The 21,673-nt window shown below is 41.8% G+C and carries 22 protein-coding genes, 1 tRNA gene, 1 rRNA gene, 1 other RNA gene and 1 other annotated feature; of the genes, 7 read left to right on the plus strand and 18 right to left on the minus strand.

Going from position 1 to position 21,673, the window contains the following annotated elements:
• Positions 1-554: 554 nt before the first annotated feature.
• From FGG79_RS21110 to FGG79_RS21120, 3 genes are read right to left on the minus strand one after another with little or no spacing between them, the layout of a single operon-like run.
• On the minus strand, positions 555-728 hold the full coding sequence (locus tag FGG79_RS21110; protein WP_138781945.1) for a FeoB-associated Cys-rich membrane protein: 174 nt from the start codon (positions 726-728) through the stop codon (positions 555-557).
• A 14-nt stretch (positions 729-742) separates the two neighbouring features.
• Entirely contained in the window at positions 743-2,734 is a 1,992-nt protein-coding gene (gene feoB / locus FGG79_RS21115) for a ferrous iron transport protein B (protein ID WP_138781947.1), read from the minus strand.
• Positions 2,734-2,961 carry a FeoA family protein gene (locus FGG79_RS21120; RefSeq protein WP_138781949.1) on the minus strand — a complete coding sequence of 76 codons (228 nt, stop codon included), beginning with the start codon at positions 2,959-2,961 and terminating at the stop codon, positions 2,734-2,736. Before FGG79_RS21120 ends, feoB begins: the two co-directional genes overlap by 1 nt.
• 178 nt (positions 2,962-3,139) lie before the next feature.
• On the opposite strand from FGG79_RS21120, the gene FGG79_RS21125 reads away from it, so the two are divergent.
• The gene (locus FGG79_RS21125; RefSeq protein ID WP_138781951.1) at positions 3,140-3,619 is read left to right on the plus strand and encodes a PaaI family thioesterase; all 480 of its coding nucleotides are present in this window, start codon (positions 3,140-3,142) and stop codon (positions 3,617-3,619) included.
• A gap of 75 nt (positions 3,620-3,694) precedes the next feature.
• On the opposite strand, the gene FGG79_RS21130 is transcribed toward FGG79_RS21125, so the two are convergent.
• The 7 genes from FGG79_RS21130 to tadA form a co-directional block, all read right to left on the minus strand.
• Entirely contained in the window at positions 3,695-3,958 is a 264-nt protein-coding gene (locus tag FGG79_RS21130) for a pro-sigmaK processing inhibitor BofA family protein (RefSeq protein WP_034766123.1), read from the minus strand.
• Between the two features lie 62 nt (positions 3,959-4,020).
• A complete protein-coding gene (locus FGG79_RS21135; protein ID WP_138781953.1) occupies positions 4,021-4,239 on the minus strand; it encodes a YaaL family protein in 219 nt (72 codons plus the stop codon).
• Positions 4,240-4,256: 17 nt separating this feature from the next.
• The gene (gene recR / locus FGG79_RS21140) at positions 4,257-4,853 is read right to left on the minus strand and encodes a recombination mediator RecR (RefSeq protein WP_138781955.1); all 597 of its coding nucleotides are present in this window, start codon (positions 4,851-4,853) and stop codon (positions 4,257-4,259) included.
• An 11-nt stretch (positions 4,854-4,864) separates the two neighbouring features.
• Positions 4,865-5,185: a YbaB/EbfC family nucleoid-associated protein gene (locus FGG79_RS21145; protein ID WP_138781957.1), complete on the minus strand. Its 321-nt coding sequence runs from the start codon at positions 5,183-5,185 to the stop codon at positions 4,865-4,867.
• A gap of 38 nt (positions 5,186-5,223) precedes the next feature.
• Positions 5,224-6,912 carry a DNA polymerase III subunit gamma/tau gene (gene dnaX, locus FGG79_RS21150; protein ID WP_138781959.1) on the minus strand — a complete coding sequence of 563 codons (1,689 nt, stop codon included), beginning with the start codon at positions 6,910-6,912 and terminating at the stop codon, positions 5,224-5,226.
• A gap of 173 nt (positions 6,913-7,085) precedes the next feature.
• Positions 7,086-7,350, minus strand: an RNA gene (ffs, locus tag FGG79_RS21155) — signal recognition particle sRNA large type.
• A gap of 98 nt (positions 7,351-7,448) precedes the next feature.
• Positions 7,449-7,943, minus strand: coding sequence for a tRNA adenosine(34) deaminase TadA (gene tadA, locus FGG79_RS21160; protein WP_171051036.1), 495 nt, complete (start codon positions 7,941-7,943; stop codon positions 7,449-7,451).
• 83 nt (positions 7,944-8,026) lie between these two features.
• Here tadA and FGG79_RS21165 point away from each other — a divergent pair, with 83 nt between their 5' ends.
• The 5 genes from FGG79_RS21165 (at position 8,027) to FGG79_RS21185 (ending at position 11,966) form a co-directional block, all read left to right on the plus strand.
• On the plus strand, positions 8,027-8,566 hold the full coding sequence (locus FGG79_RS21165; RefSeq protein WP_138781961.1) for a cysteine hydrolase family protein: 540 nt from the start codon (positions 8,027-8,029) through the stop codon (positions 8,564-8,566).
• 78 nt (positions 8,567-8,644) lie between these two features.
• Complete coding sequence (locus tag FGG79_RS21170; protein WP_138781963.1) at positions 8,645-9,928, plus strand: glycoside hydrolase family 18 protein; 1,284 nt, start codon at positions 8,645-8,647, stop codon at positions 9,926-9,928.
• 224 nt (positions 9,929-10,152) lie between these two features.
• Positions 10,153-10,809, plus strand: coding sequence for a deoxynucleoside kinase (locus FGG79_RS21175; RefSeq protein ID WP_138781965.1), 657 nt, complete (start codon positions 10,153-10,155; stop codon positions 10,807-10,809).
• Positions 10,793-11,461: a deoxynucleoside kinase gene (locus FGG79_RS21180; RefSeq protein WP_138781967.1), complete on the plus strand. Its 669-nt coding sequence runs from the start codon at positions 10,793-10,795 to the stop codon at positions 11,459-11,461. Before FGG79_RS21175 ends, FGG79_RS21180 begins: the two co-directional genes overlap by 17 nt.
• Positions 11,462-11,606: 145 nt before the next feature.
• Positions 11,607-11,966, plus strand: a complete 360-nt coding sequence (locus FGG79_RS21185) for a hydrolase (protein WP_138781969.1) — start codon at positions 11,607-11,609, stop codon at positions 11,964-11,966.
• Between the two features lie 106 nt (positions 11,967-12,072).
• Here the strand turns inward: FGG79_RS21185 and FGG79_RS21190 are convergent.
• The 6 genes from FGG79_RS21190 to guaB form a co-directional block, all read right to left on the minus strand.
• Positions 12,073-12,165 (minus strand) — tRNA-Ser (locus FGG79_RS21190).
• 123 nt (positions 12,166-12,288) lie between these two features.
• Positions 12,289-13,566 (minus strand): serine--tRNA ligase, encoded by a 1,278-nt coding sequence (serS, locus tag FGG79_RS21195; RefSeq protein ID WP_138781971.1) that lies wholly within the window; start codon positions 13,564-13,566, stop codon positions 12,289-12,291.
• A gap of 567 nt (positions 13,567-14,133) precedes the next feature.
• Positions 14,134-14,342, minus strand: a binding site (T-box leader).
• 52 nt (positions 14,343-14,394) lie between these two features.
• Positions 14,395-14,985, minus strand: a complete 591-nt coding sequence (gene pdxT / locus FGG79_RS21200) for a pyridoxal 5'-phosphate synthase glutaminase subunit PdxT (RefSeq protein ID WP_138781973.1) — start codon at positions 14,983-14,985, stop codon at positions 14,395-14,397.
• Between the two features lie 11 nt (positions 14,986-14,996).
• Positions 14,997-15,878 carry a pyridoxal 5'-phosphate synthase lyase subunit PdxS gene (pdxS, locus tag FGG79_RS21205; RefSeq protein WP_138781975.1) on the minus strand — a complete coding sequence of 294 codons (882 nt, stop codon included), beginning with the start codon at positions 15,876-15,878 and terminating at the stop codon, positions 14,997-14,999.
• Between the two features lie 415 nt (positions 15,879-16,293).
• Entirely contained in the window at positions 16,294-17,613 is a 1,320-nt protein-coding gene (locus FGG79_RS21210; RefSeq protein ID WP_481747296.1) for a serine hydrolase, read from the minus strand.
• A gap of 337 nt (positions 17,614-17,950) precedes the next feature.
• Positions 17,951-19,414 (minus strand): IMP dehydrogenase, encoded by a 1,464-nt coding sequence (guaB, locus tag FGG79_RS21215; RefSeq protein ID WP_138781979.1) that lies wholly within the window; start codon positions 19,412-19,414, stop codon positions 17,951-17,953.
• 112 nt (positions 19,415-19,526) lie between these two features.
• Here guaB and FGG79_RS21220 point away from each other — a divergent pair, with 112 nt between their 5' ends.
• On the plus strand, positions 19,527-20,462 hold the full coding sequence (locus FGG79_RS21220) for a YaaC family protein (RefSeq protein WP_138781981.1): 936 nt from the start codon (positions 19,527-19,529) through the stop codon (positions 20,460-20,462).
• A 38-nt stretch (positions 20,463-20,500) separates the two neighbouring features.
• On the opposite strand, the gene FGG79_RS21225 is transcribed toward FGG79_RS21220, so the two are convergent.
• Together FGG79_RS21225 and rrf are read right to left on the minus strand one after the other, a co-directional pair.
• On the minus strand, positions 20,501-20,983 hold the full coding sequence (locus tag FGG79_RS21225; protein WP_138781983.1) for a glutathione peroxidase: 483 nt from the start codon (positions 20,981-20,983) through the stop codon (positions 20,501-20,503).
• A 574-nt stretch (positions 20,984-21,557) separates the two neighbouring features.
• A 5S ribosomal RNA gene (gene rrf, locus FGG79_RS21230) occupies positions 21,558-21,673 on the minus strand.

Raw genomic sequence — 21,673 nt, forward strand, 5'->3', positions numbered from 1 at the left:
CACGCCGCCAGCGTTCGTCCTGAGCCAGGATCAAACTCTCCGATAAAAGTTTGAATAGCTCTTTAAAAATAAATCTAGAATTTACGTTGACGTATTGTCTTGTTTTGTTCAGTTTTCAAGGTTCAATATTGCGTTGGGCTCTCTTGAGCACCTCTTAAATATAACATTTTTCGTCATTAATCGTCAAGCTTTTTTTGAAATTTGTTTTCCGCCTTGTTTTGGCGACAAGGAATATAATATCACCTTCTACTAGAAAGAGTCAATACTATTTCTCATCTTTTTGAATTTCATTTCAGAAGAATTTTCATTTCATTCTTTTTAGGATAAAAAATGACCACGTTAATATAGAAGGAAACAGTATCCTCACTATGTTTAGGAGCAGATGCTGTCAAGGAAAGCTAGGGCCCTTAAGAATTCATATACCCCTTTCCCGGATCCCCCTGTAACAATCTTCTCCTTATCAATATTTTTAGGGAGGAATGCTTCTCGTGAAATATGAATAAAGAAGGATCAACCTCCATATACGGAAGTGGATCCTTCTTCTGGTTCTTTATTTATTTCAATACATCCTGCCGTTGGTCGTGACTTACTGATGCACATCCGGACTTACACGTTTTATTAAGAGCGCATGTACCGCATTTCCCTTGACGACTTTTTTTGAAGAATGAAAAGACCATCCAGGTGGCATATCCAAAAATGAGAAGTCCTAGAATTATACTGATAATCATGACAGACCCTCCTACTAAAAAATAAACTGACCTACTTTATATACGACAAAGGCCACTATATATGCGACGACAAAAGAATACACAATCGATAACAGTGTCAACTTCATACTCCCTGTTTCCTTTTTCATGATGGCCACAGTCGCTAAACAAGGTGTGTACAATAATATGAATACTAAGAACGTATAGGCAGCAAGTGGCGTGTAGAACTGTGGAAGTAAATTCGCTAATGATTCACCTGCTGGTACATGATATAGAATATTCATGGTCGACACAACGACTTCCTTCGCCAAGAACCCTGTGAAGAGGGCAGAGACCGCTTGCCAAGATGCAAATCCCAGCGGAGCGAAGATCGGAGCAAACGCTCCACTGACGATGGCCATGAAACTTTCATCGATTGGCACATCGGCTCCAGCGGGACCTAAATAAGAAAAGAGCCAAATGAATACCGTTCCCCCAAAGATAAAGGTACCCGCTTTACGCACAAATCCTTTCCCTTTATCCCAAGTACTTCTGAGCAATTGCAAAGGCTGGGGAACATTATAAGGAGGCAGTTCCATGACGAAATACGATTTCTCGTTTTTTAAAAAGAATGAAAAAATCTTCGCTACCATTATGGCTACCACAATTCCTAATACATATAGGGACAACACAATAATGGCTTGATGCTCACTAAAGAACGCCGCAACAAACAGAGCATAAACAGACAGCCTCGCAGAACAGGACATGAACGGTGAGATGAGGATAGTCAGTAACCTCTCCTTTGGCTGCTCAATTGTGCGTGCTGCCATAATGGAAGGTACATTGCATCCAAAGCCGATGATCAACGGGATAAAGGCTTTTCCGTTTAATCCAATGAATTCCATCAGTCTGTCCATCACCACTGCCACACGGGCCATATACCCCGAATCCTCTAATAAGGAAATAAAGAAGAACAAGATAAATATTTGTGGAACAAACACGAGAACGCCACCGACACCGGCAATGATTCCCTTAAGGATTACCGCCTTTATGAATGGCAATGCATTCATCTGATTCAATAGATATTGAACACCGGTTGTTAACGGCCCGGCAAAGAAGGCATCGAGGGCATCTGAAATAGGTGTCCCAAGCCAACCGAAAGTCAATTGGAATACCACCAGCAGGACAAGTAGAAAGAATGGGATTCCAAAGACTGGATGGGTGGCAATATGATCGAGCCAAACAGTAAGAGGAAGAGCCTCCTGTTTCTTTTGTTCCTCGGTTACTTGGACTACGATTTGATTGATGAATGATTTTCGTTTAGTGTAGATCGTTTCTTCCAGAGATCGACCTTTTTCTTTTAATAGAAGCTCTTCAGCCTGTACCTTCATACCTTTCAGACCAGGATGTGATTCATCCAATACCTGCTGGATCAACTCATTCCCTATTAAATATTGAACGGCTACCCATCGTTTTTTCGGATTTTCTTCCATTTCCATATGAGATAAGATCCTGGAAATGGCTTCCTCCACTATCGGACCGTAATCAAGGGAAAAAGGAACAGTAGGCTTAAGCGTGCTGCCCTGAAACAGCTGAATGATTTCTTCGCAACCTCTTCCTTTTCGGGCGATGGTAGAATAACTTTTCACCCCTAATAACTTACCAAGGAGCTCCACATTCAGCTTGATTCCCCTTTTTTCAGCGATGTCCATCATATTAAGAACGATCACGGTCGGGAGATTCGTCTCCAGTAGTTCGATCGTTAAATACAAACTGCGTTCAAGCTGATTGGCATTTACGATATTAAGGATTTGTTCTGCCTCTTCATGCAGAAGAGCCATCGATGCCACTCGCTCATCATGGGATAGTGGATTCAGTGAATATACACCTGGTAAGTCAATCAACGACTGAACAGAGTTCTTAATCCGACCGACCTTTTTATCAACAGTCACTCCACTCCAGTTGCCGACATATTCGTATGAACCTGTGATTTGATTAAATAGAGACGTTTTGCCAGTATTGGGATTTCCTAAGAGTGCGGTTTCCATTATATTCGCGCCCCTTTAATACAACCTGTATCTTTTCTGCGAATCCCAACCCGCTGACCTGAACATTCCAGAAGACAAGGACCTCCAAAGAGACAATAACGGATTACTTTGACTTCACTGCCTTCATACACTCCCATATCCTTTAAGCGACGCTTTACGAAAGGATGGAGGTCAGTTAAGTCCGAGATCTGAAACTTTTCGTTCCTTTGAATTTGGCTTAGATTCATGGTGATTCACCTCTTATATAAAATCGATATTGATATTCATTATCATTTATTACCTCAATAGTAATTGAATTCAGCCAATTCGTAAAGAAGAGAAATAACCCCCTAGAAGAATGAAGGGAATCCCGTGCTATATATAGAAGAGTACTAAGGAGTAAGTTAAACAGAAGGAGAGAGACAGATGAATCAAGTTGTTGATGCCATTCAGGACCACTACCCGGATGATTTCTCATGGTGCTATGGGTGTGGCCGCTTAAATAAAGATGGACACCATTTCCGCACAGGAGTCGATGGGGATCATACAGTCACCATCTACACTCCAAAACCGGAACATACCGCTTTGCCAGGTTATGTGTATGGCGGGTTGATCGCGTCTTTAATTGATTGTCACGGTACTGGTTCAGCAGCGATTGCTCTCCACCAAAAGAACGGTGGGGAGATTGGGGACGGACAAGAACCCCCACGCTTCGTGACAGCTTCCTTGCATGTTGACTTCATGAAACCGACTCCTCACAATGTACCATTAAAAGCGGTAGGTACGGTTCATGAGATTCACCCGAAGAAGTTTAAAGTGGAAACGGAAGTGTTTGCAGATGGGAAGCTATGCGCCCGTGGTGAAGTAATGGCTGTCGTCATGCCAAAAACGTTTCTAAGTGAGTAAAGAAAAAAAGGCAGTCAAGATTCAGGTAACCCTTACCTGAGATCTCGACTGCCCTTCTAAATATTCTACTGACCGTTATAAAATCCACATCTGAATCACCGTAAGTCCCACTACTCCCGGAATGCCTAATATCCCTGAAATAGATGAAGTTGCTACATTAATAGGAACGTGAATTCCATACTGACTGCCAAAGGCGTTCAGGAAGAACAGAAATAGTGCTCCGATCATAACCTTCATGGCAACTTGTCCAACGAACCGAAGCGGCTTGATGGGCGTGCCTGTAGCTAATAAAAGTACAATCAGGCCACTGATCACCGCTATGACGATAACTGGGCTCATACCCTTCTCTCCTCTCAACATAGAACATATTTAGTCTCTTATTGAAAGGATATGAAGGTTGTCTACCTTTTTATGACGATCTTTCTATGTTTCGCTTCTCTAAACAGAAAAAAATATTTCGCTTCTGCTATTTTCGAGTGACAATGAAGATTCAAATTGTAATCCACGCTCATCTCATCAATCGAACGCTGCTGATTCCAATGATCCTTGGTTTCGTCTAAAACGTGAAGTAAGGATTGGTCATACTCTTTTTTTAGTTTTCCTTTTTTTCGGAAAAACATAGGTGTCCTCTCCTTCGTTAAACGTCTCTTCTTCCTTCAAGGGCTTTCGATAACGTTACTTCATCTGCGTATTCGAGATCACCGCCAACAGGAAGCCCGTGGGCAATTCTGGTGATTCGGATACCGGATGGTTTGACGAGCCGGGAAATGTACATAGCTGTCGCTTCCCCTTCAATATTAGGGTTGGTTGCGAGAATGACCTCCTGAACTTCATCACTTTGAAGACGTTTAATGAGATCGGGCACATTGATATCTTCCGGGCCAATTCCATCCATCGGGGAGATGGCACCATGCAGCACATGGTATTGCCCGTTGTATTCTTTCATCTTCTCCATCGCAATGACATCCTTAGGATCTTGAACCACACAGAGGATGCTGCGATCCCTTCTTTGATCCTCGCAAATATAGCAGGGATCTTGATCCGTAATATGACCGCAGACGGAGCAGTAACTTAAATTACGCTTTGCACTGACCAGTGCTTTCGCAAAGTCCAATACGGTATCTTCTTTCATGCTAAGAACAAAAAAAGCCAGACGGGCCGCAGTTTTCGGCCCGATTCCCGGCAATTTCATAAAGCTATCGATCAGCTTCGATATAGGCTCAGGATAATGCATCGTATTGCCTCCTAGAACATTCCCGGTAGGTTCATTCCTTTAGTGAATTGACCCATAGTCGAGTTCGTTAATTCGTCCGCTTTCTTCAGTGCATCGTTTGTCGCTGCAAGGACTAAATCTTGTAGCATTTCTACATCTTCCGGATCAACCGCTTCTTCGTTGATCTTTACATCAAGGACTTGCTTATGACCAGAAACGATAACCGTAACCATTCCGCCGCCAGCAGTTCCTTCAATTTGCTTTTCACCCAGTTCCTCTTGAGCGTCCGCCATTTTCTTTTGCATCTTTTGCATTTGTTTCATCATATTTTGCATATTACCATTTCCACGCATAATCTCATTACCTCCAGTTTTTTTTTATACATCCAACTTTAATCGTTTAATTCTATTAAATCCATACCGACAAGTTTCTCAGCTTCTTTCAATAAAGAGTCATCACCCTGTTCCTCACCGGATGATTCACCATCATCCGTTTTGGAATGTCGGATAAAGTCTTCCCTTATGGACACCCACTGATCTTCGGGAATTCCAATCGCTGCATAGTTATTTCCCGTAAGCTCTTCCAGTATGGAAGCAATCGCTGATGTGAAAGCTTGATTCTCCATCGCCATCTGACAATGAATATCATATTTGAATTTTAACACAAATGAACCGTTTGTAGCTGCTACAGGTTCCGCATCATTTAACAATGCGGACTGTGAACGCATCTGACGTTGATTCAACGTTTCAACCATGTCACCCCAGCGGCTCTTTATGAGATTGAGATCTTCTTTGGTAGCCGTTCGGAGTACTTCCTGAATCTTTCCGGTAGGAGCCCTGAAGCCTTTCTTTGCCCTGATCGGTTTTTTCGCTGGCTGTGCTGCGGATTCTGCTTGAACCTTGACTCCACTTGCCTTCAGCTGTTCCACCTCTTTTTCAAGAAGCTTAATCTTTTTCATCATTTCATTCACTTCTGGAGAAGATACGGTGGCCTGTGTTTCCATCTGACAAAGCTTTACGATGGAAACTTCCAGGTAAATCCGGGCATGGTTAGTGAACTTCATTTCCTGACCGGCCTGATTTAACACGTCAATGTACTGATAAATCTGTCCTGCCTGAGTTTGTCCCGCTAATTCCTTGAATTCATCATCCAGCATGACCCGTTCCAATGATTCTTCAAGATTTGGAGCCGTTTGATATAACAGCATATCCCTGAAGTATAGGATAAAGTCTTCTGCGAACCTCGCCGGGTCCTTCCCTTGAAAGAGCAGTTCTTCCAACGCACTTAATCCGGTCGTAACATCTCTTTCCAAAATGGCTTTAGCCAGTGTGTTCAAATAGCCTTGAGAAACAGCTCCTGTTACAGTAAGGGCATCGTCTACGGTGACTTTGTCCTGACTAAAGGAAATGGCCTGATCGAGAAGACTGAGAGCATCACGCATCCCACCCTCAGCAGCCCTTGCAATGATAGTAAGGGCATTCTCTTCATAGTTCACACCTGATTCTGTGGCAATGTGGCTCATTCTTCCCACTATATCCTTTGCTGTAATGCGTTTGAAATCAAAGCGCTGACAACGTGAAATGATTGTAAGAGGAATTTTATGAGGCTCTGTCGTTGCCAGGATGAAAATGACATGCTTCGGTGGTTCCTCTAATGTTTTCAGTAAAGCGTTGAATGCTCCGATAGAAAGCATATGAACTTCATCTATGATGTAGACTTTATACTCGGCAACGTTCGGAGAATACTTTACTTTATCCCGAATGTCACGAATCTCTTCTACGCCGTTATTAGAGGCGGCATCGATTTCGATGACATCCGGAATCGAACCATCGGTAATCCCTTTGCAGGCATCGCACTCATTACAAGGTTCCGCGATAGGAGATCGTTCGCAGTTCACGGCTTTCGCTAGTATCTTCGCTGCGCTCGTTTTCCCTGTTCCTCTTGGTCCCGAGAATAAATAGGCATGTGAAATCTTCTGATGAAGGAGGGCATTTTGCAACGTTTTCGTTACATGCTGCTGTCCAACTACATCAATAAATGACTGAGGACGCCACACACGATATAAAGCTTGATATGCCAAAATACTCCCCCCTCTTGGTTTATGTACTATAGTGTCTATTATAACGTAATCTAAATCCCTTTTACAAAGAAAACTGGAGATCATTTTAAGATGACCGATATTGTTTGTAAAACCCTTATACAAACAAAAAACTCACCCGATAATGGATGAGTTGTTGTATATAAATTAAACTGCCGTGCACCTTTCGTCGACGAGCATCCATAGGCGTTACTCAAGCAGTTAGCTCGGCCCAGGCAACCCTGCGGCACATGGGAGCTTCCACTTAATGCTGCTTCCTTCCGGACCTGACATAGTTCATGGATTCCCATTGCGCAGGACCCAGGCGTCAACACCACTTACTTGAGGCAGACCCTACAGAGTGCATGCCTCGGAAAGGAATTCGGTCTCGCTAGAGCGGATTGCGAGTACAGGGCACCGCTACCTCCCCACCTAGCACGGCAAAATTGATACCATATTTAGTTGCGTCATTAGTGCGACGCAAAATTAAGTATACTAGGATTTACGGTAAAAAGCAATGATGGAATGCTGTAAGTTATTTACAAGTTGGTTGTCCTTTTCATCTTTTCGATTTTCTTCCGCTCCCGTAAGTTTTTAAAGAAACGTGAAAGGATTCCACCGCACTCCTCTGACAGTACTCCGGATACTACTTCACACTGGTGGTTGAAGCGGTCATCCTGCAACAGATTCATTAGCGTTCCCGCACACCCTGCTTTCGGATCTTTTGCGCCGTATATGACCTTCTCGATTCTGGAGAGGATGATGGCCCCGCTGCACATGGGACACGGCTCAAGAGTAACATAAAGTTCTGCCCCTTCTAGACGCCAGGTGCCAAGCTTCTCACACGCCTCTTGTATGGCAAGCGTTTCAGCGTGAGTAATGGCATTTTGACTCGTTTCTCTTAAGTTATGAGCACGGGCAATGATTTCATCCCCCATGACGACGACTGCGCCGATTGGAACCTCTTGAATGGCTCCAGCTTTTTCTGCTTCCTTCAATGCTTCCATCATAAACTGATCTTCTCTTATACCCATTATTTACTCCTACAAATTTATTTCTCTTTTCTTTATAAAATAGCCCCATTCACTCCAAACTATAACAGAAAGGGGCTTTCAACATGATACCTAATGATACTGCTCTTCTGGTGATCGACATTTTGAATCCATTTGATTTTACACATGGGGAGACCTTGGCACACCATACCGCCTCGATCGTGAAACCCATTAACTCGTTGCGTCACTACTGCAATAAACATCAACATCCTATCATTTATATTAACGACCATTATGAGCTTTGGAAAGCAGATTACAAGGAAATTTATAAGAAATGTCACAATGAGATGAGTGATCCCATCATGACTCCGCTTCAGCCGATGGATGACGATTTTTTTCTTATTAAACCGAAGCATTCCGCTTTTTATGGTACTGCGCTAAATACGCTCCTTCACCATCTATCTGTAAAAAACCTGATCATTACAGGGATAGCGGGAAATATCTGTGTACTCTTTACAGCCAACGATGCCTACATGCGGGAGTTCACTTTATATGTACCCGGTGACGCGATTGCCTCTGTCAGCAAGGAAGATAATCATTACGCATTAACAATGATGAAAAATGTATTAACAGCAAACATTGATCCGACAGGTAAAATCCTATAAAAAATCTTGCGCAAAACATATTCATCTCTTTCTTTTCATACGCTGACTATAGTGAATGAATTTTAGGAGGGTCTTGTTATGCAAATTCATGTTGTCCAATCAAACCAATCTTTATTTGGTATCGCTCAAGCGTATGGATCAACAGTTAAAGATATAGTGGATGCCAACGAACTGCCAAACCCCAATCAATTAGTGATTGGTCAAGCGTTGGTCATCCCTATTATAGGAAGTTTTTATTTTGTTCAACCAGGGGATAGCTTATGGGGAATCAGTCAAAAAACCGGAGTCCCTTATCAGGAACTGGCCAGAGTGAACGGAATTTCTCCCAACCAGCCCCTTCAGGTAGGATTTCGTTTATACCTTCCACAGAAACCGAAATCAAAGACGGAGTTTAACGGCTATGTCGAGCCTTACGGAAAGGAAGTGGCTCCGAATCTTGAAGAAAGCGCCAAAGAAGCCGCTCCCTACCTCACCTACCTGGCTCCATTCAGCTTTCAAGCGAAAAGGGATGGAACCTTGAAAGAGCCGCCCCTTGGCAACCTGATTCAAACAGGAAAAGACAACCGAAACGTCATGATGATGGCCATCACCAATCAAGAAGAGGGAACATTTAGCGATGAACTCGGACGAATTCTATTAACTGACCAGGCGATACAGGATAAGTTCCTGAATAACGTCGTCCAAACCGCCAAGAAATATGGATTCCGTGATATTCACTTTGACTTTGAATACTTACGTCCACAGGATAAAGAGGCATATAACCAATTTTTACGGAAAGCGAAGAAGCGGTTTAATCAAGAAGGGTGGCTTCTTTCCACTGCATTAGCCCCTAAGACCAGTGCCGATCAAAAAGGAAAATGGTATGAAGCCCATGATTATAAAGCTCATGGCGAAATTGTCGATTTCGTGGTCATCATGACATACGAATGGGGTTATAGCGGAGGTCCAGCTATGGCTGTCTCCCCTATCGGACCTGTTCGCGAAGTGCTGGAATATGCCATTTCTGAAATGCCGCCTTCAAAAATTCTGATGGGTCAAAATTTGTATGGATACGACTGGACCCTTCCATTTAAACAGGGAGATACAGCCAAAGCTATCAGTCCTCAACAGGCAATCAAAATAGCTGCCGATAACAACGTCCGAATCCAGTATGATTCAAAAGCACAAGCGCCATTTTTCAAATATCGTGATGGAGACGGAAAAGATCATGAAGTATGGTTTGAAGACGCTCGCAGCATTCAGGCGAAATTTGACCTCATGAAAGAGTTGAAGCTGAGAGGAATGAGCTATTGGAAGCTCGGTCTCTCCTTCCCTCAAAACTGGCTGTTAATTACCGACAATTTTAATGTCGTCAAAAGATAATTAATAGGAGCTGAAGGATAGGTGAATCTATAAACATCTATCCTTCAGCTTCTTTCTGTTTTCCGACACCTTTCCTCCGATTTAGCAATCTCTATAAAATTTCTATGCCTAGGAAATAACCTAAACAACCCATCCATATATTGTGTTACAATAATTCCTGTCGTAATTTTTTATTTTACTTTATTATAAGAGAAAAGATTGCCGTAATATGAGGAGGACAATTAATGGGGCGCATTCCTTTCATTACCGTAGAAGGCCCGATTGGAATAGGAAAAACCTCTCTGGCAAAAGCGATTTCCGATCATTTTCAATTTCACCTACTTAAAGAAATCGTGGATGAAAACCCGTTCTTAGATAAATTCTATGATGATATTGAAGAGTGGAGCTTTCAAACAGAGATGTTTTTCTTATGCAATCGATATAAACAGTTAGAAGATATTGAGAAACATTACTTATCGCAGAGCAAATCTGTCGTAGCAGATTATCATATTCTAAAAAACATCATCTTCGCCAAACGCACATTGAAGGATGAACAGCAATTCAAGAAATACCTCAACATCTATGACATCCTGACATCGGATATGCCGAGACCAAATGTGGTCATTTACTTGAACGCCAGCTTAGATACGCTACTGAAGCGAATTGAAAAAAGAGGAAGAGATTTCGAAAAGAAAATCAGCCCTCTTTATTTAAAACAGCTGTCTTTAGACTATGAAGAATACATGAATACATTTGAACAAACACACCCTGATATACCAGTTCTTCGGTATAATGGCGACCACGTAGACTTCGTTCAAAACAAAGATGATCTGAAGCATATCATTACACAATTAGAAACTACACTTAAAAAAGGAGTTCACTATCATGAACCTTCGCACTAAATACAGGATCCCGAGCAATGCCGTGATTACGATTGCCGGTACGGTAGGTGTCGGAAAATCTACCATGACAAACGGATTGGCGAACGCATTAGGGTTCCGGACATCATTTGAGAAAGTGGATACCAATCCTTATCTCGATAAATTCTATCAGGACTTTAAGAGTTGGAGTTTCCATCTTCAAGTCTACTTCCTGGCAGAACGCTTTAAAGAACAGAAGAAAATATTTGAATACGGCGGAGGCTTCATTCAGGATCGCTCCATTTATGAAGATACAGGCATTTTCGCACGTATGCATTATGAAAAAGGAAATATGAGCGAAATCGACTATGAAACGTATACAAGTCTATTCGATGCCATGGTCATGACACCCTATTTCCCTCACCCTGATCTTCTGATTTATCTTGAAGGATCCATCGACAATGTCGTGGATCGCATCCGTGAACGAGGCCGCCCAATGGAACAGCAAACTCCTGCAGCTTATTGGGAAGAAATGCACGGGCGTTACGAAAACTGGATCAACTCCTTTAATGCATGTCCCGTTCTTCGACTCGACATCAGCGAATACGACCTCTTGAACGACCAAAGCTCAATCGAACCAATCGTTGAGAGAATCGGTTATTTTATTGAACAAACGAGAATGTTGAAGAGTTAAAATAAAAAAAAGACTACTTTATGCTATAAGGGCATGAGTAGTCTTTTTTTTATCTAAACGTTATCGAAAAAACATTATCCGTTTATTTCCATTCAGAAAGAGGTATATGTACTAACAATCAATCAAACAAGGAGATGAGTGAATCATGGAAGCGAAAGAAACGTATTTTGTAGATATAAGCAGTGGGGACATTTTGCAGGATCCAAATCAAAATGCAAGTCCAAGCTTTCGTATAGTAGCAACTCCAACTGAAGTGAACGAGCTTAAAATACTCTTTAACGATAACTATGATGATGATATGTCGACCATGAGACGGGCTCAGGTTCCATTTCGCCAATATCACAATTCACCTGAAGACGAACATTATGATCAATCGATGAGGAATATCTACTTAAAGATTTATATGCTGGGGGATGAAGAAGCTCGGAGACACATCCAGAAGATTGGTGTACTCGAAAACGATTCCGATTACCATGTAAGAGAAGACATAGAGAACCTTAAGTAAGATGTACCAGGTCCTTCGACATATGCACAAAACAAAAAAATTCGTTACATAAAATGTAACGAATTCTATCTCCAAAGTTTATGCGCTAAGGTTATAAAAAAATCAATGGAGGAGGAAGGGGGATTCGAACCCCCGCGGGCTGTTACACCCCTGTCGGTTTTCAAGACCGATCCCTTCAGCCGAACTTGGGTATTCCTCCGTATCGACAAAAACTATAATATCATGGTGTATAATTAGAGTCAAGGATATTTCTAAAAAAAATCAAAAAGGTGTCTAACATAAATGTCAGACACCTTTTTTGAATGAAACCCTTAGGGCTATTTTATCCTTTAATGACCTCAGCACCACCCATATATGGACGAAGAGCTTCTGGAACAATGACAGAACCATCTTCTTGCTGGTAGTTTTCTAAGATGGCAGCAACAGTACGTCCAATTGCCAGACCAGATCCATTTAGCGTGTGAACATGTTCGGGTTTCCCTTTCGCTTCTCGTCTGAAGCGGATGTTCGCACGTCTTGCCTGGAAGCTTTCAAAGTTACTGCAAGAAGAAATCTCACGGTATGTTCCGTAACTTGGAATCCATACTTCAATGTCATACTTCTTGGCAGCCGTAAAACCTAAATCTGCTGTACACATAGATAGTACGCGGTATGGTAAGCCCAATAACTGAAGGACTTTTTCAGCATGACCAGTCAGCTTCTCAAGCTCATCATAAGAATCTTCCGGCTTCACAAAACGAACAAGCTCTACTTTATTGAACTGATGCTGACGGATCAATCCACGTGTATCACGGCCTGCAGATCCTGCCTCAGAACGGAAGTTAGCACTATACGCTACATAGCTTACAGGCAACTCTTCACTCTTCAAGATCTCATCACGGTGATAGTTCGTTACAGGCACTTCTGCTGTCGGAACGAGGAAATAGTCTTCACTTTCAATTCTGAACGCGTCTTCTTCAAACTTAGGAAGTTGACCTGTTCCTGTCATACTCGCTCGATTCACCAAGAATGGAGGAATCATTTCTGTATATCCATGCTCATCCATGTGCAGATCCATCATGAAATTGATGAGGGCTCTTTCAAGTCTTGCTCCTAACCCTTTGTAGAACACGAAACGGCTACCTGTTACCTTACCGGCACGTTCGAAGTCCAGGATGCCGAGGCCAGTTGCAATGTCCCAGTGAGGCTGTGCTTCAAAATCAAACTCACGAGTCTCTCCCCATTTGCGGGCTTCTACATTATCATCTTCTGTTTCACCAACCGGTACAGATTCATGTGGAATATTTGGAATAGAGAGCAGCATACGCTCCAATTCTTCTTCAATTCCTCTCAATTCATCATCAAGTTTTTTAACCATAGCCCCAACTTCGCGCATTTCAACGATCATATCCTGGGCATCTTTTTTCTCTTTTTTCAGCTCAGCAATTTGTTGAGATACTTCATTACGCTTGCTCTTTAAATCTTCACTTTCCACAAGCAGCTCTCTTCTTCTCTTATCAAGTTCTTCAAATTTATCGAAGTCCTCCAGATTTTCACCACGGTGCTGTAAACGCACCTTCACATCTTCCAGATTGTTACGTAAATACTTAATGTCTAACATGAGATTCTCTCCTTTTTTATAAAAAAATAAAGCTCTTTTCGCAAATATTGTTGTTTTCTAACATTGGAGTTGCCAATGCTTTGTCTATGAGTGAGTACGATAGATGGTGAGGGGAACGGCTTCGCTTTCCGGCGGACGAACGGCCAAGCCTCCTCGCATTCGCTGCGGGGTCTCGGCACGCCCGTTTTTCCGCAGGAGTCTACGCCGTTCCCCTCACCATCTAAAAGAGATGTCGTGACAGAAGAGCTAAATAGTGAAGAAAAACGGATGAAATAGTATCTTACTATTCAGGCTAACATCAGCCACTTCACAGGTTGAAGAATGATATTTTCTAACCGTGTGGTATTAAATTAGTGCTCATGCTTAGAAAGTTGATTGTAGCGGAAGGTGCTCGACTCCTGCGGGAATTGCGGGAAAGTTGAGACCCCACAGGGCAAAGCCCGAGGAGGCTCAACTCACGCCCCGCGGAAAGCGAGCACCTGCAGCGGAAATCAACCACCACTCGCTACCTTCAATAGCAACAACGTTTACGAAAACAGCCAAAAATAAAAAACCCCCATCCCTGGTAAAAGGGACGGAGGTTTCCGCGTTGCCACCCTAATTGAAGACACTTGCACGTCTTCCTCTTAGAGATGGTAACGGAATCACCGAAAATACCTACTTCATTCAGTACTTCACTCAAGGATGGATTCATAAAGCTCTTGCGTCGATTCTCACCGGCCATCGACTCTCTTAAGCAAGCCTTCTTTATTACTATTTCCTATCAACGATTTAAATTTAATTGGTTATTTCATAATCTACTACAATGTTTTCCATATTGCAATAGAATTATGCGATTGTTTTTTCCATGCTCTCTCTCACCATGTCAACGAAGAAAGAAGTCAAGCGATGATCATCCGTTAACTCAGGATGGAATGAACAACCGAGGAACTGCCCGTGACGGGCCAGGACAATACGTTCATTGTGCTTTGCCAGGATTTCAACATCTTCTCCCGCTTCCACGATATGAGGAGCACGGATGAAGACCGCATTAAACCCTTCTCCAACATGAGCAATCGAAAGGTCGGCTTCAAAGCTTTCTTTCTGACGTCCAAAAGAATTACGTTCCACTGTTACGTCCATCACCCCAAGATGCGGTTGATCGTACCCGACAATATGCTTCGCTAATAGAATCAATCCTGCACAGGTTCCAAAAATCGGTTTCCCGTTTGCAGCGAATTGTCTTAATGGCTCCAAAAAGCCATACAAATCAATCAGCCTTCTCATGGTTGTACTTTCCCCACCAGGCATAATAAGCCCTTGAATCTCTTCTAGCTGCTCCACACGCTTAATGACGATTGCCTTGGCACCAGAAGCTTCGATTGATCGAACATGCTCCCTGACGGCACCTTGAAGTCCTAATACACCGATGTTCAACATAGAATCACACCTTACCATCCACGATCTTGCATACGGTTTTCAGGTAAGATAGAAGAAATTTCTACTCCCTTCATTGCTACACCAAGCTCTTTAGATAGTTCTGCGATCAACTTATAATCTTGATAATGAGTAGTCGCTTCCACAATGGCTCTAGCGAATTTCTCAGGGTTCTCTGATTTAAAGATACCAGAACCTACGAATACGCCATCTGCTCCCAATTCCATCATAAGAGCCGCATCAGCTGGTGTTGCAATTCCGCCTGCAGCAAAGTTTACAACAGGTAAACGTCCATTTTCTTTAATTTCTAATAATAATTCGTAAGGAGCACCAAGCAGTTTCGCTTCTGTCATGATTTCATCTTCGTTCATGCTCACAAGTTTGCGAACTTGAGCGTTCACTTTACGCATATGACGAACCGCTTCAACGATGTTACCTGTTCCAGGCTCACCTTTTGTACGAAGCATAGATGCACCTTCACCGATACGGCGGGCAGCTTCACCTAAATCACGGCAACCACATACGAATGGAACAGTGAAGTCTCGTTTATTTAAATGGTACTCTTCATCAGCCGGTGTCAATACTTCACTTTCATCAAGGTAATCCACACCCATTGATTCAAGAATTCTCGCTTCTACAATATGACCAATACGAGCCTTTGCCATTACTGGGATCGACACGGCGCCCATCACTTCTTCAATAATACGAGGATCTGCCATTCTTGCTACTCCACCTGCAGCACGGATGTCTGCTGGAACTCGTTCTAAAGCCATTACTGCCACTGCACCTGAAGCTTCAGCAATCTTCGCCTGCTCTGCATTGACAACGTCCATTATAACGCCGCCCTTTTGCATCTCAGCCATACCTCTTTTTACACGATCTGTACCAGTCTTCATATCTAAATCCCCCTTATATTTTATCCCATGCCTGTCCACAACTTCCCAAAAAAGGAAAGAAAACGTGACTAAAACAATCGGAATGATTATGTAACCCTACTGCTAAATAAACAATAAAAAAAGACTTATGTCAAGACGAAAAGCGGAAGCGGCTTGGTCAGGCCCGACAAGCATAAGATGAATCGAACGGAAAGGCGTTCTTTGCCTTTTTGGTCGATTTAGCTTATGACCTCGAGGGACTAGCCGCTGGAGCTGGACATCCCGAAAAGCGGAAGCGGCTTGGTCAGAGGTGACAAGTATTCCTTCGGAATGTCCCGAAGTTCCTTTGTATCCTCTCCGACCTATGAAAAAACACCAAGACTTGTCCAGTTTCAGAAGTCTTGGTGCTCATTTTCATTTTTGGATATGGCTCAGATTAGAACCAGCCTTTAACTGCAGAGGTAATGGAATTCCAAATGTCGCCGAAGAATCCACCTACAGCTCTCATAGAAAGAACAAACCAATTTGCTTTTTCGACGCTGCCAACTGTTACAACAGCAGCTTTCGAAGCATTGGTTCCTTTATTCGTAAGATAACCTAAATCCTTTTTACCTTTTGATTCCATCATGACATATCCAACTTGCTCTCCTTTTTTCACAGGAGCCGTCAATTCGCCATCATCATTTAATTTTTTCTTATCCAATACAAATTTCGGTTTGTATTGATTTTCTTCACCATTTTTAATAACGATGCTTAGTGGTGCATCGGTTTTAATTTGAACTTTTTTCTCTTTTCCTTTTTCAACAGGAAGTGTCTTTTGACCTTTGACTTGATAGTCAGTAGGGAGGACTTCTTCCATAGTGAAATTAGAAAATGCATAATCTAACATTTTTCTTGTTTCATTAAATCGTGCGTCATAAGAATTTTCACCAGAGCTTACATCTACGTTCATAACCACTGTAATATAACGCATTCCATCTCTTTCAGCTGTCCCTGTAAAACATCCACCTGCAAAGTCCGTCGTACCTGTCTTTAAACCATCCATGCCTTCATACTCACGAATCAGTCCAGGTAACATCCAGTTCCAGTTTTTCATATTGAAAGCATCTTCTGTGCCTTCAGCAAATGTTTTCTTGGAAATACCGGATGTCTTTAATATTTCCGGGAAATCTTTCATTAGTCTATATGCAAGAGTTGCTGTATCCTTCGCAGACATCACATTTTCTTCATCTGCTCCACCTACTACTTGATCCACATAAGGAGCTAAATCTTTATTATTTAATCCTGTCACATTCACAAATTTATAATTTTCTAAGCCAAGTTCTTTCGCTTTATCATTCATCATTCTGACAAACTTTTCTTGTGATCCGGCAACAGTTTCCGCTACAGCCATGGCAGCTGCATTAGCAGATTCAATTGCCATCGCTTCATACAAATCTTTAATCTTATACGTTCCTTCTTCTCTTAATGGAACATTACTCAGATTATCATTATGAGACATGTTTGAGATTTTTGTGGGTACCGTATACTTTTGATCCCACTTTACTTTTCCTTCTTTTACCGCTTCAAGTAGTACGTACTCTGTCATCATTTTTGTCATACTCGCAATGCCTTGAGCAGTATCGGAATTCTTTTCATACAGAATTTTACCCGTGCTTGCCTCTACTAAAATCGCAGCTTTTGCGTTAACGTCCACATCACCTTGAGCATTTGCAGGTCTCTGCACAATACCCATTGCCATCATAAAAACCATCATACAAACAAAAGATTTTTGAATCCAACTTCTTTTCACTGTTAGCCCTCCAAGATTTTATGTACACCTTCGTTATTTTAACATAGTTCCATAGGTAAGAATAGACAGAGAATATGACTAGTTTTGTCATAGGTCAAGGGACTTGGGGCCTCTACATAAATGGGTTAATGACCTCACGCTCCGCATGAACTAGAGCTTTTATCACGAGGCTTGAATCAGGCTTCTCATTGATAAATCGATTTCATTTATTAAGACATGTTCACATCGTGTTCATAATCGTATCCGAGAAAATTAGAAAAAGCTGATCAGAGGTTTCTGATCAGCTTTTGTCATTGTTTTCTTATAAAGAATAGTTTGGTGCTTCTTTCGTAATTTGAACATCATGTGGATGACTTTCACGAAGACCTGCACCTGTCATTTTGATAAACTGTGCGTTTTCTCTCAATTCGTATAAATCTTTCGTTCCGCAGTATCCCATACCTGATCGCAAGCCTCCAACCAGCTGATACAATGTATCGGCTAATGGTCCTTTATAAGGAATACGTCCTTCGATGCCTTCTGGAACGAACTTTTTCGCTTCTTCCTGGAAATAGCGGTCCTTCGATCCTTTTTCCATAGAGCTGACGGATCCCATACCTCTATATACTTTAAAGCGGCGCCCTTGGAAGATTTCCGTTTCTCCCGGACTTTCAGAGGTTCCTGCCAATAAGCTTCCCAGCATGACAGCATGTCCACCTGATGCCAATGCTTTCACGATATCACCTGAATACTTGATGCCTCCATCGGCGATGATGCTCTTACCGTGCTTTCTTGCTTCTGTTGCACAATCATACACAGCGGTAATTTGTGGAACACCAACACCTGCTACCACACGGGTCGTACAAATTGAACCAGGTCCAATTCCAACCTTGACCACATCAGCACCTGCTTCAATCAATTCTCTTGTCGCTTCGGCCGTCGCTACATTACCAGCTACGATATTTAATGTTGGATAAGCTTCACGTATTTCACGAACAATAGAAAGGACACCTGCAGAATGTCCGTGAGCCGTATCAATCACGATGACATCCACATGCGCTTTCACTAAATGTTCTACACGAGTTAGCGTATCTTTTGAAATACCTACAGCTGCTCCTACTAGTAAACGACCTTGATCATCTTTAGCAGAGTTCGGGAACTCGATTACTTTCTCAATATCCTTGATCGTAATCAATCCTTTAAGTGTTCCTTCTTGATCGATCAGAGGCAGCTTTTCAATTTTATATTGCTGAAGAATTTTTTCCGCTTCTTCTAGGGTAGTGCCAACAGGAGCTGTTACTAGATCCTCCTTCGTCATGACATCCGAAATCTGGATGGAATAATCCTGGATGAAACGAAGGTCACGATTGGTTAAAATCCCGACAAGCTTCTGTTCTTGCTCGTTGTTCACAATCGGAACACCGGAAATTCTATATTTGCCCATCAAGTGCTCTGCAGAGAAGACTTGATGATCCGGAGTTAAAAAGAATGGATCAGAGATAACTCCACTTTCGGAACGTTTTACTTTATCGACCTGCTCAGCTTGCTGTTCTATACTCATATTCTTGTGGATGACACCCAGTCCACCTGTTCGAGCCATTGCAATTGCCATTTCAGCTTCAGTTACAGTATCCATACCTGCACTGATGACAGGCACATTCAACTTAATTGAATCTGTTAATTCAACTGAGATATTAACATCCTTTGGTAACACCTCTGATTTAGCCGGTAATAATAAGACATCGTCAAACGTTAAACCTTCTTCAGCAAATTTAGAATCCCACATGTTTTCGGCCTCCCTAGTCCCAAAATATTATTAGTAGGTTATCAATTGGTTAAAATACTGTCAAGAAGAATAGGATTAATTTAATTTTTCAGAATAATCAGGAGGTGATCATTTGAACGGAATTCATCAACACTGGAACTTCATTCACTATTTTCAGTCGGCAGAATTCTCCCAGAAGTTTCTAAAAAAGTGCTACGAAAAACTGGGTTCTTCCCAAGCCGAAATAAAGAGCTATGACAACTGTTATCCATTCATGTACTACTTGGAGCAAGGGGAGCTTTATTATAGACAAGCCATTCAATCTCCCTTATCACTCAAGCCAATCCTGCTTTTTTATGGGTTTATCCATATTATTAAAGCAATCGTGTTAACAGAAGATCCCTTGTATCCTGAAACCACCACCGTACTTGCTCATGGAATCACCTCCAGAAAAAGAAAAAAGCAGCAATATAAATTTTTGCAAGATGAAGTGAAGGTTCAAAAAAACGGACTGTTTTCTCATTTTTCAAGCTTGGTGTTTCACGTGAAGCATATCGTGGGAGAAAAATACAAGATGGAAGATTTACTTGTTCAAATACCTGAACTAGAAGAAGTATTTCATGTGTTGCTCAAAAAAAAGACCATGTTCTGGTTCAATCCCGAACAAGAATTAACCATCGATGATTCTCTATTATCTCACTTTCATATGTCCGAAAGCTTATTTAAACACTATTTGAATGAAAAATTAACGGAGAATGTTAGTTGGCTTCCGGGTAATAGCCTGCAGGTACCTTATGTTCAAGAGACACTGCCTGTTCGATGGGATTTAACCAAAAACCTATTGGCCCTTCCGGCTATCCGAAATGATGCTACAAGCATACCAGAGGTTCTCATCCACTACGCTATTCTCTATAACTTAAGTATGATCGCCCGTTACGAAACCGAATGGTGGGTGGAACTTTTAAAGAATCGTACCAATGAAGACTATCCCATAATTACTACTTTTATAAATGTCACATCAGACAAGGCACCTTATCTTTTAGTGAAATTACTTAAAGATAAAATATAGGAGAAAGAGGGTAGACGACTGTCTCTCCTCCGTTTTCTCTATTCATGAAGAAGCTTTTTTATATCATCCTCGATTTTGCGTGGGTTGGTTTGTGGTGAATAACGATCCACTACCTCTCCATTTTTCCCAACAAGGAATTTTGTGAAATTCCACTTAATATTTGAGAGAAGGACTCCTTTTTTCTCTTTCGTTAAGAACGTAAACAAAGGATGAGCTTCCTTCCCCTTCACGTCAACTTTTGCAAACATGGGAAAAGATACCCCATAATTCATCTGACAAAATTCTATGATTTCATCTTGATTATCGAATTCCTGATTCATGAACTGATCACACGGAAATCCAAGTACCACGAGTCCTTCTTCTTTATACTCTTCATACAAGCCCTGCAGTTCCTCAAATTGGGGTGTAAACCCACACTTGCTAGCAGTGTTCACAATGAGCATTACTTTCCCTTTATACTCCTCAAGGGACGTTACAGACCCATTCGATCTCTTTACACTAAAATCATATATTGTTGTCATGTTTTTCTCTCCTTATTTGTACTATTACTTAAATAATACTTTAGGAGGTTGGGGGATAGCAATTTTAAAGGTGTGGATGTGTGTCGTGGAGGTTGGTTGGTTTTTGATTGGTCTTCGGTTGTTTTTCGATTGGTTTTCGGTAGGTTGTCTGAGGTCTGAAATCAGATATTTGAGAGAATGTTAGATTGAGTTGCTGTTAGGGGAATTAGTAGACTTTACACTCAGATCTGACCTTCAAATTGAAATGTATTAAAATATGCCTGTTTTTTCTTAGAAAGTGTCTTTATTTATGAAAAAACCAACTTGAATGGAGGTAAAGTTAACTATTCTTATAGAATACTATGGAGAATGGATAAAGATTTTCATCACTACTATCATTTTGAGATGTTATTGCGTCGTTTTGGGACTTATTTGCGTCATTTTTAACATTTATGCGTCATTCTACGATTTATTGCGTCACTTTTAACCGTTTATGCGTCATTTTTTCATTTTATACGTCATTCCCCAGCACCGATCCGAAAAATCGAATATACAAAAAAAGAGTAACCACAACGGGCTACTCTTTTCACATATTGCCTGGCGACGTCCTACTCTCACAGGGGGAGATCCCCCAACTACCATTGGCGCTGAAGAGCTTAACTTCCGTGTTCGGCATGGGAACGGGTGTGACCTCTTCGCCATAATCACCAG

This window comes from Bacillus sp. BHET2, from assembly GCF_005938125.1.
Lineage (GTDB): Bacteria > Bacillota > Bacilli > Bacillales > Bacillaceae_B > Rossellomorea.

Coding starts and splice junctions, on each gene's coding strand:
- FGG79_RS21170 (WP_138781963.1), top strand. CDS start 8,645: ATGCAAATTCATGTTGTCCAATCAAACCAATCTTTATTTGGTATCGCT.
- FGG79_RS21110 (WP_138781945.1), bottom strand. CDS start 728: ATGATTATCAGTATAATTCTAGGACTTCTCATTTTTGGATATGCCACC.
- FGG79_RS21175 (WP_138781965.1), top strand. CDS start 10,153: ATGGGGCGCATTCCTTTCATTACCGTAGAAGGCCCGATTGGAATAGGA.
- guaB (WP_138781979.1), bottom strand. CDS start 19,414: ATGTGGGATTCTAAATTTGCTGAAGAAGGTTTAACGTTTGACGATGTC.
- FGG79_RS21225 (WP_138781983.1), bottom strand. CDS start 20,983: ATGACAACAATATATGATTTTAGTGTAAAGAGATCGAATGGGTCTGTA.
- FGG79_RS21210 (WP_481747296.1), bottom strand. CDS start 17,613: ATGATGGTTTTTATGATGGCAATGGGTATTGTGCAGAGACCTGCAAAT.
- FGG79_RS21185 (WP_138781969.1), top strand. CDS start 11,607: ATGGAAGCGAAAGAAACGTATTTTGTAGATATAAGCAGTGGGGACATT.
- recR (WP_138781955.1), bottom strand. CDS start 4,853: ATGCATTATCCTGAGCCTATATCGAAGCTGATCGATAGCTTTATGAAA.
- FGG79_RS21165 (WP_138781961.1), top strand. CDS start 8,027: ATGATACCTAATGATACTGCTCTTCTGGTGATCGACATTTTGAATCCA.
- pdxT (WP_138781973.1), bottom strand. CDS start 14,985: ATGTTGAACATCGGTGTATTAGGACTTCAAGGTGCCGTCAGGGAGCAT.
- FGG79_RS21145 (WP_138781957.1), bottom strand. CDS start 5,185: ATGCGTGGAAATGGTAATATGCAAAATATGATGAAACAAATGCAAAAG.
- FGG79_RS21135 (WP_138781953.1), bottom strand. CDS start 4,239: ATGTTTTTCCGAAAAAAAGGAAAACTAAAAAAAGAGTATGACCAATCC.
- tadA (WP_171051036.1), bottom strand. CDS start 7,943: ATGGGTATAAGAGAAGATCAGTTTATGATGGAAGCATTGAAGGAAGCA.
- feoB (WP_138781947.1), bottom strand. CDS start 2,734: ATGGAAACCGCACTCTTAGGAAATCCCAATACTGGCAAAACGTCTCTA.
- FGG79_RS21130 (WP_034766123.1), bottom strand. CDS start 3,958: ATGAGCCCAGTTATCGTCATAGCGGTGATCAGTGGCCTGATTGTACTT.
- FGG79_RS21120 (WP_138781949.1), bottom strand. CDS start 2,961: ATGAATCTAAGCCAAATTCAAAGGAACGAAAAGTTTCAGATCTCGGAC.
- serS (WP_138781971.1), bottom strand. CDS start 13,566: ATGTTAGACATTAAGTATTTACGTAACAATCTGGAAGATGTGAAGGTG.
- FGG79_RS21180 (WP_138781967.1), top strand. CDS start 10,793: ATGAACCTTCGCACTAAATACAGGATCCCGAGCAATGCCGTGATTACG.
- FGG79_RS21125 (WP_138781951.1), top strand. CDS start 3,140: ATGAATCAAGTTGTTGATGCCATTCAGGACCACTACCCGGATGATTTC.
- pdxS (WP_138781975.1), bottom strand. CDS start 15,878: ATGAAGACTGGTACAGATCGTGTAAAAAGAGGTATGGCTGAGATGCAA.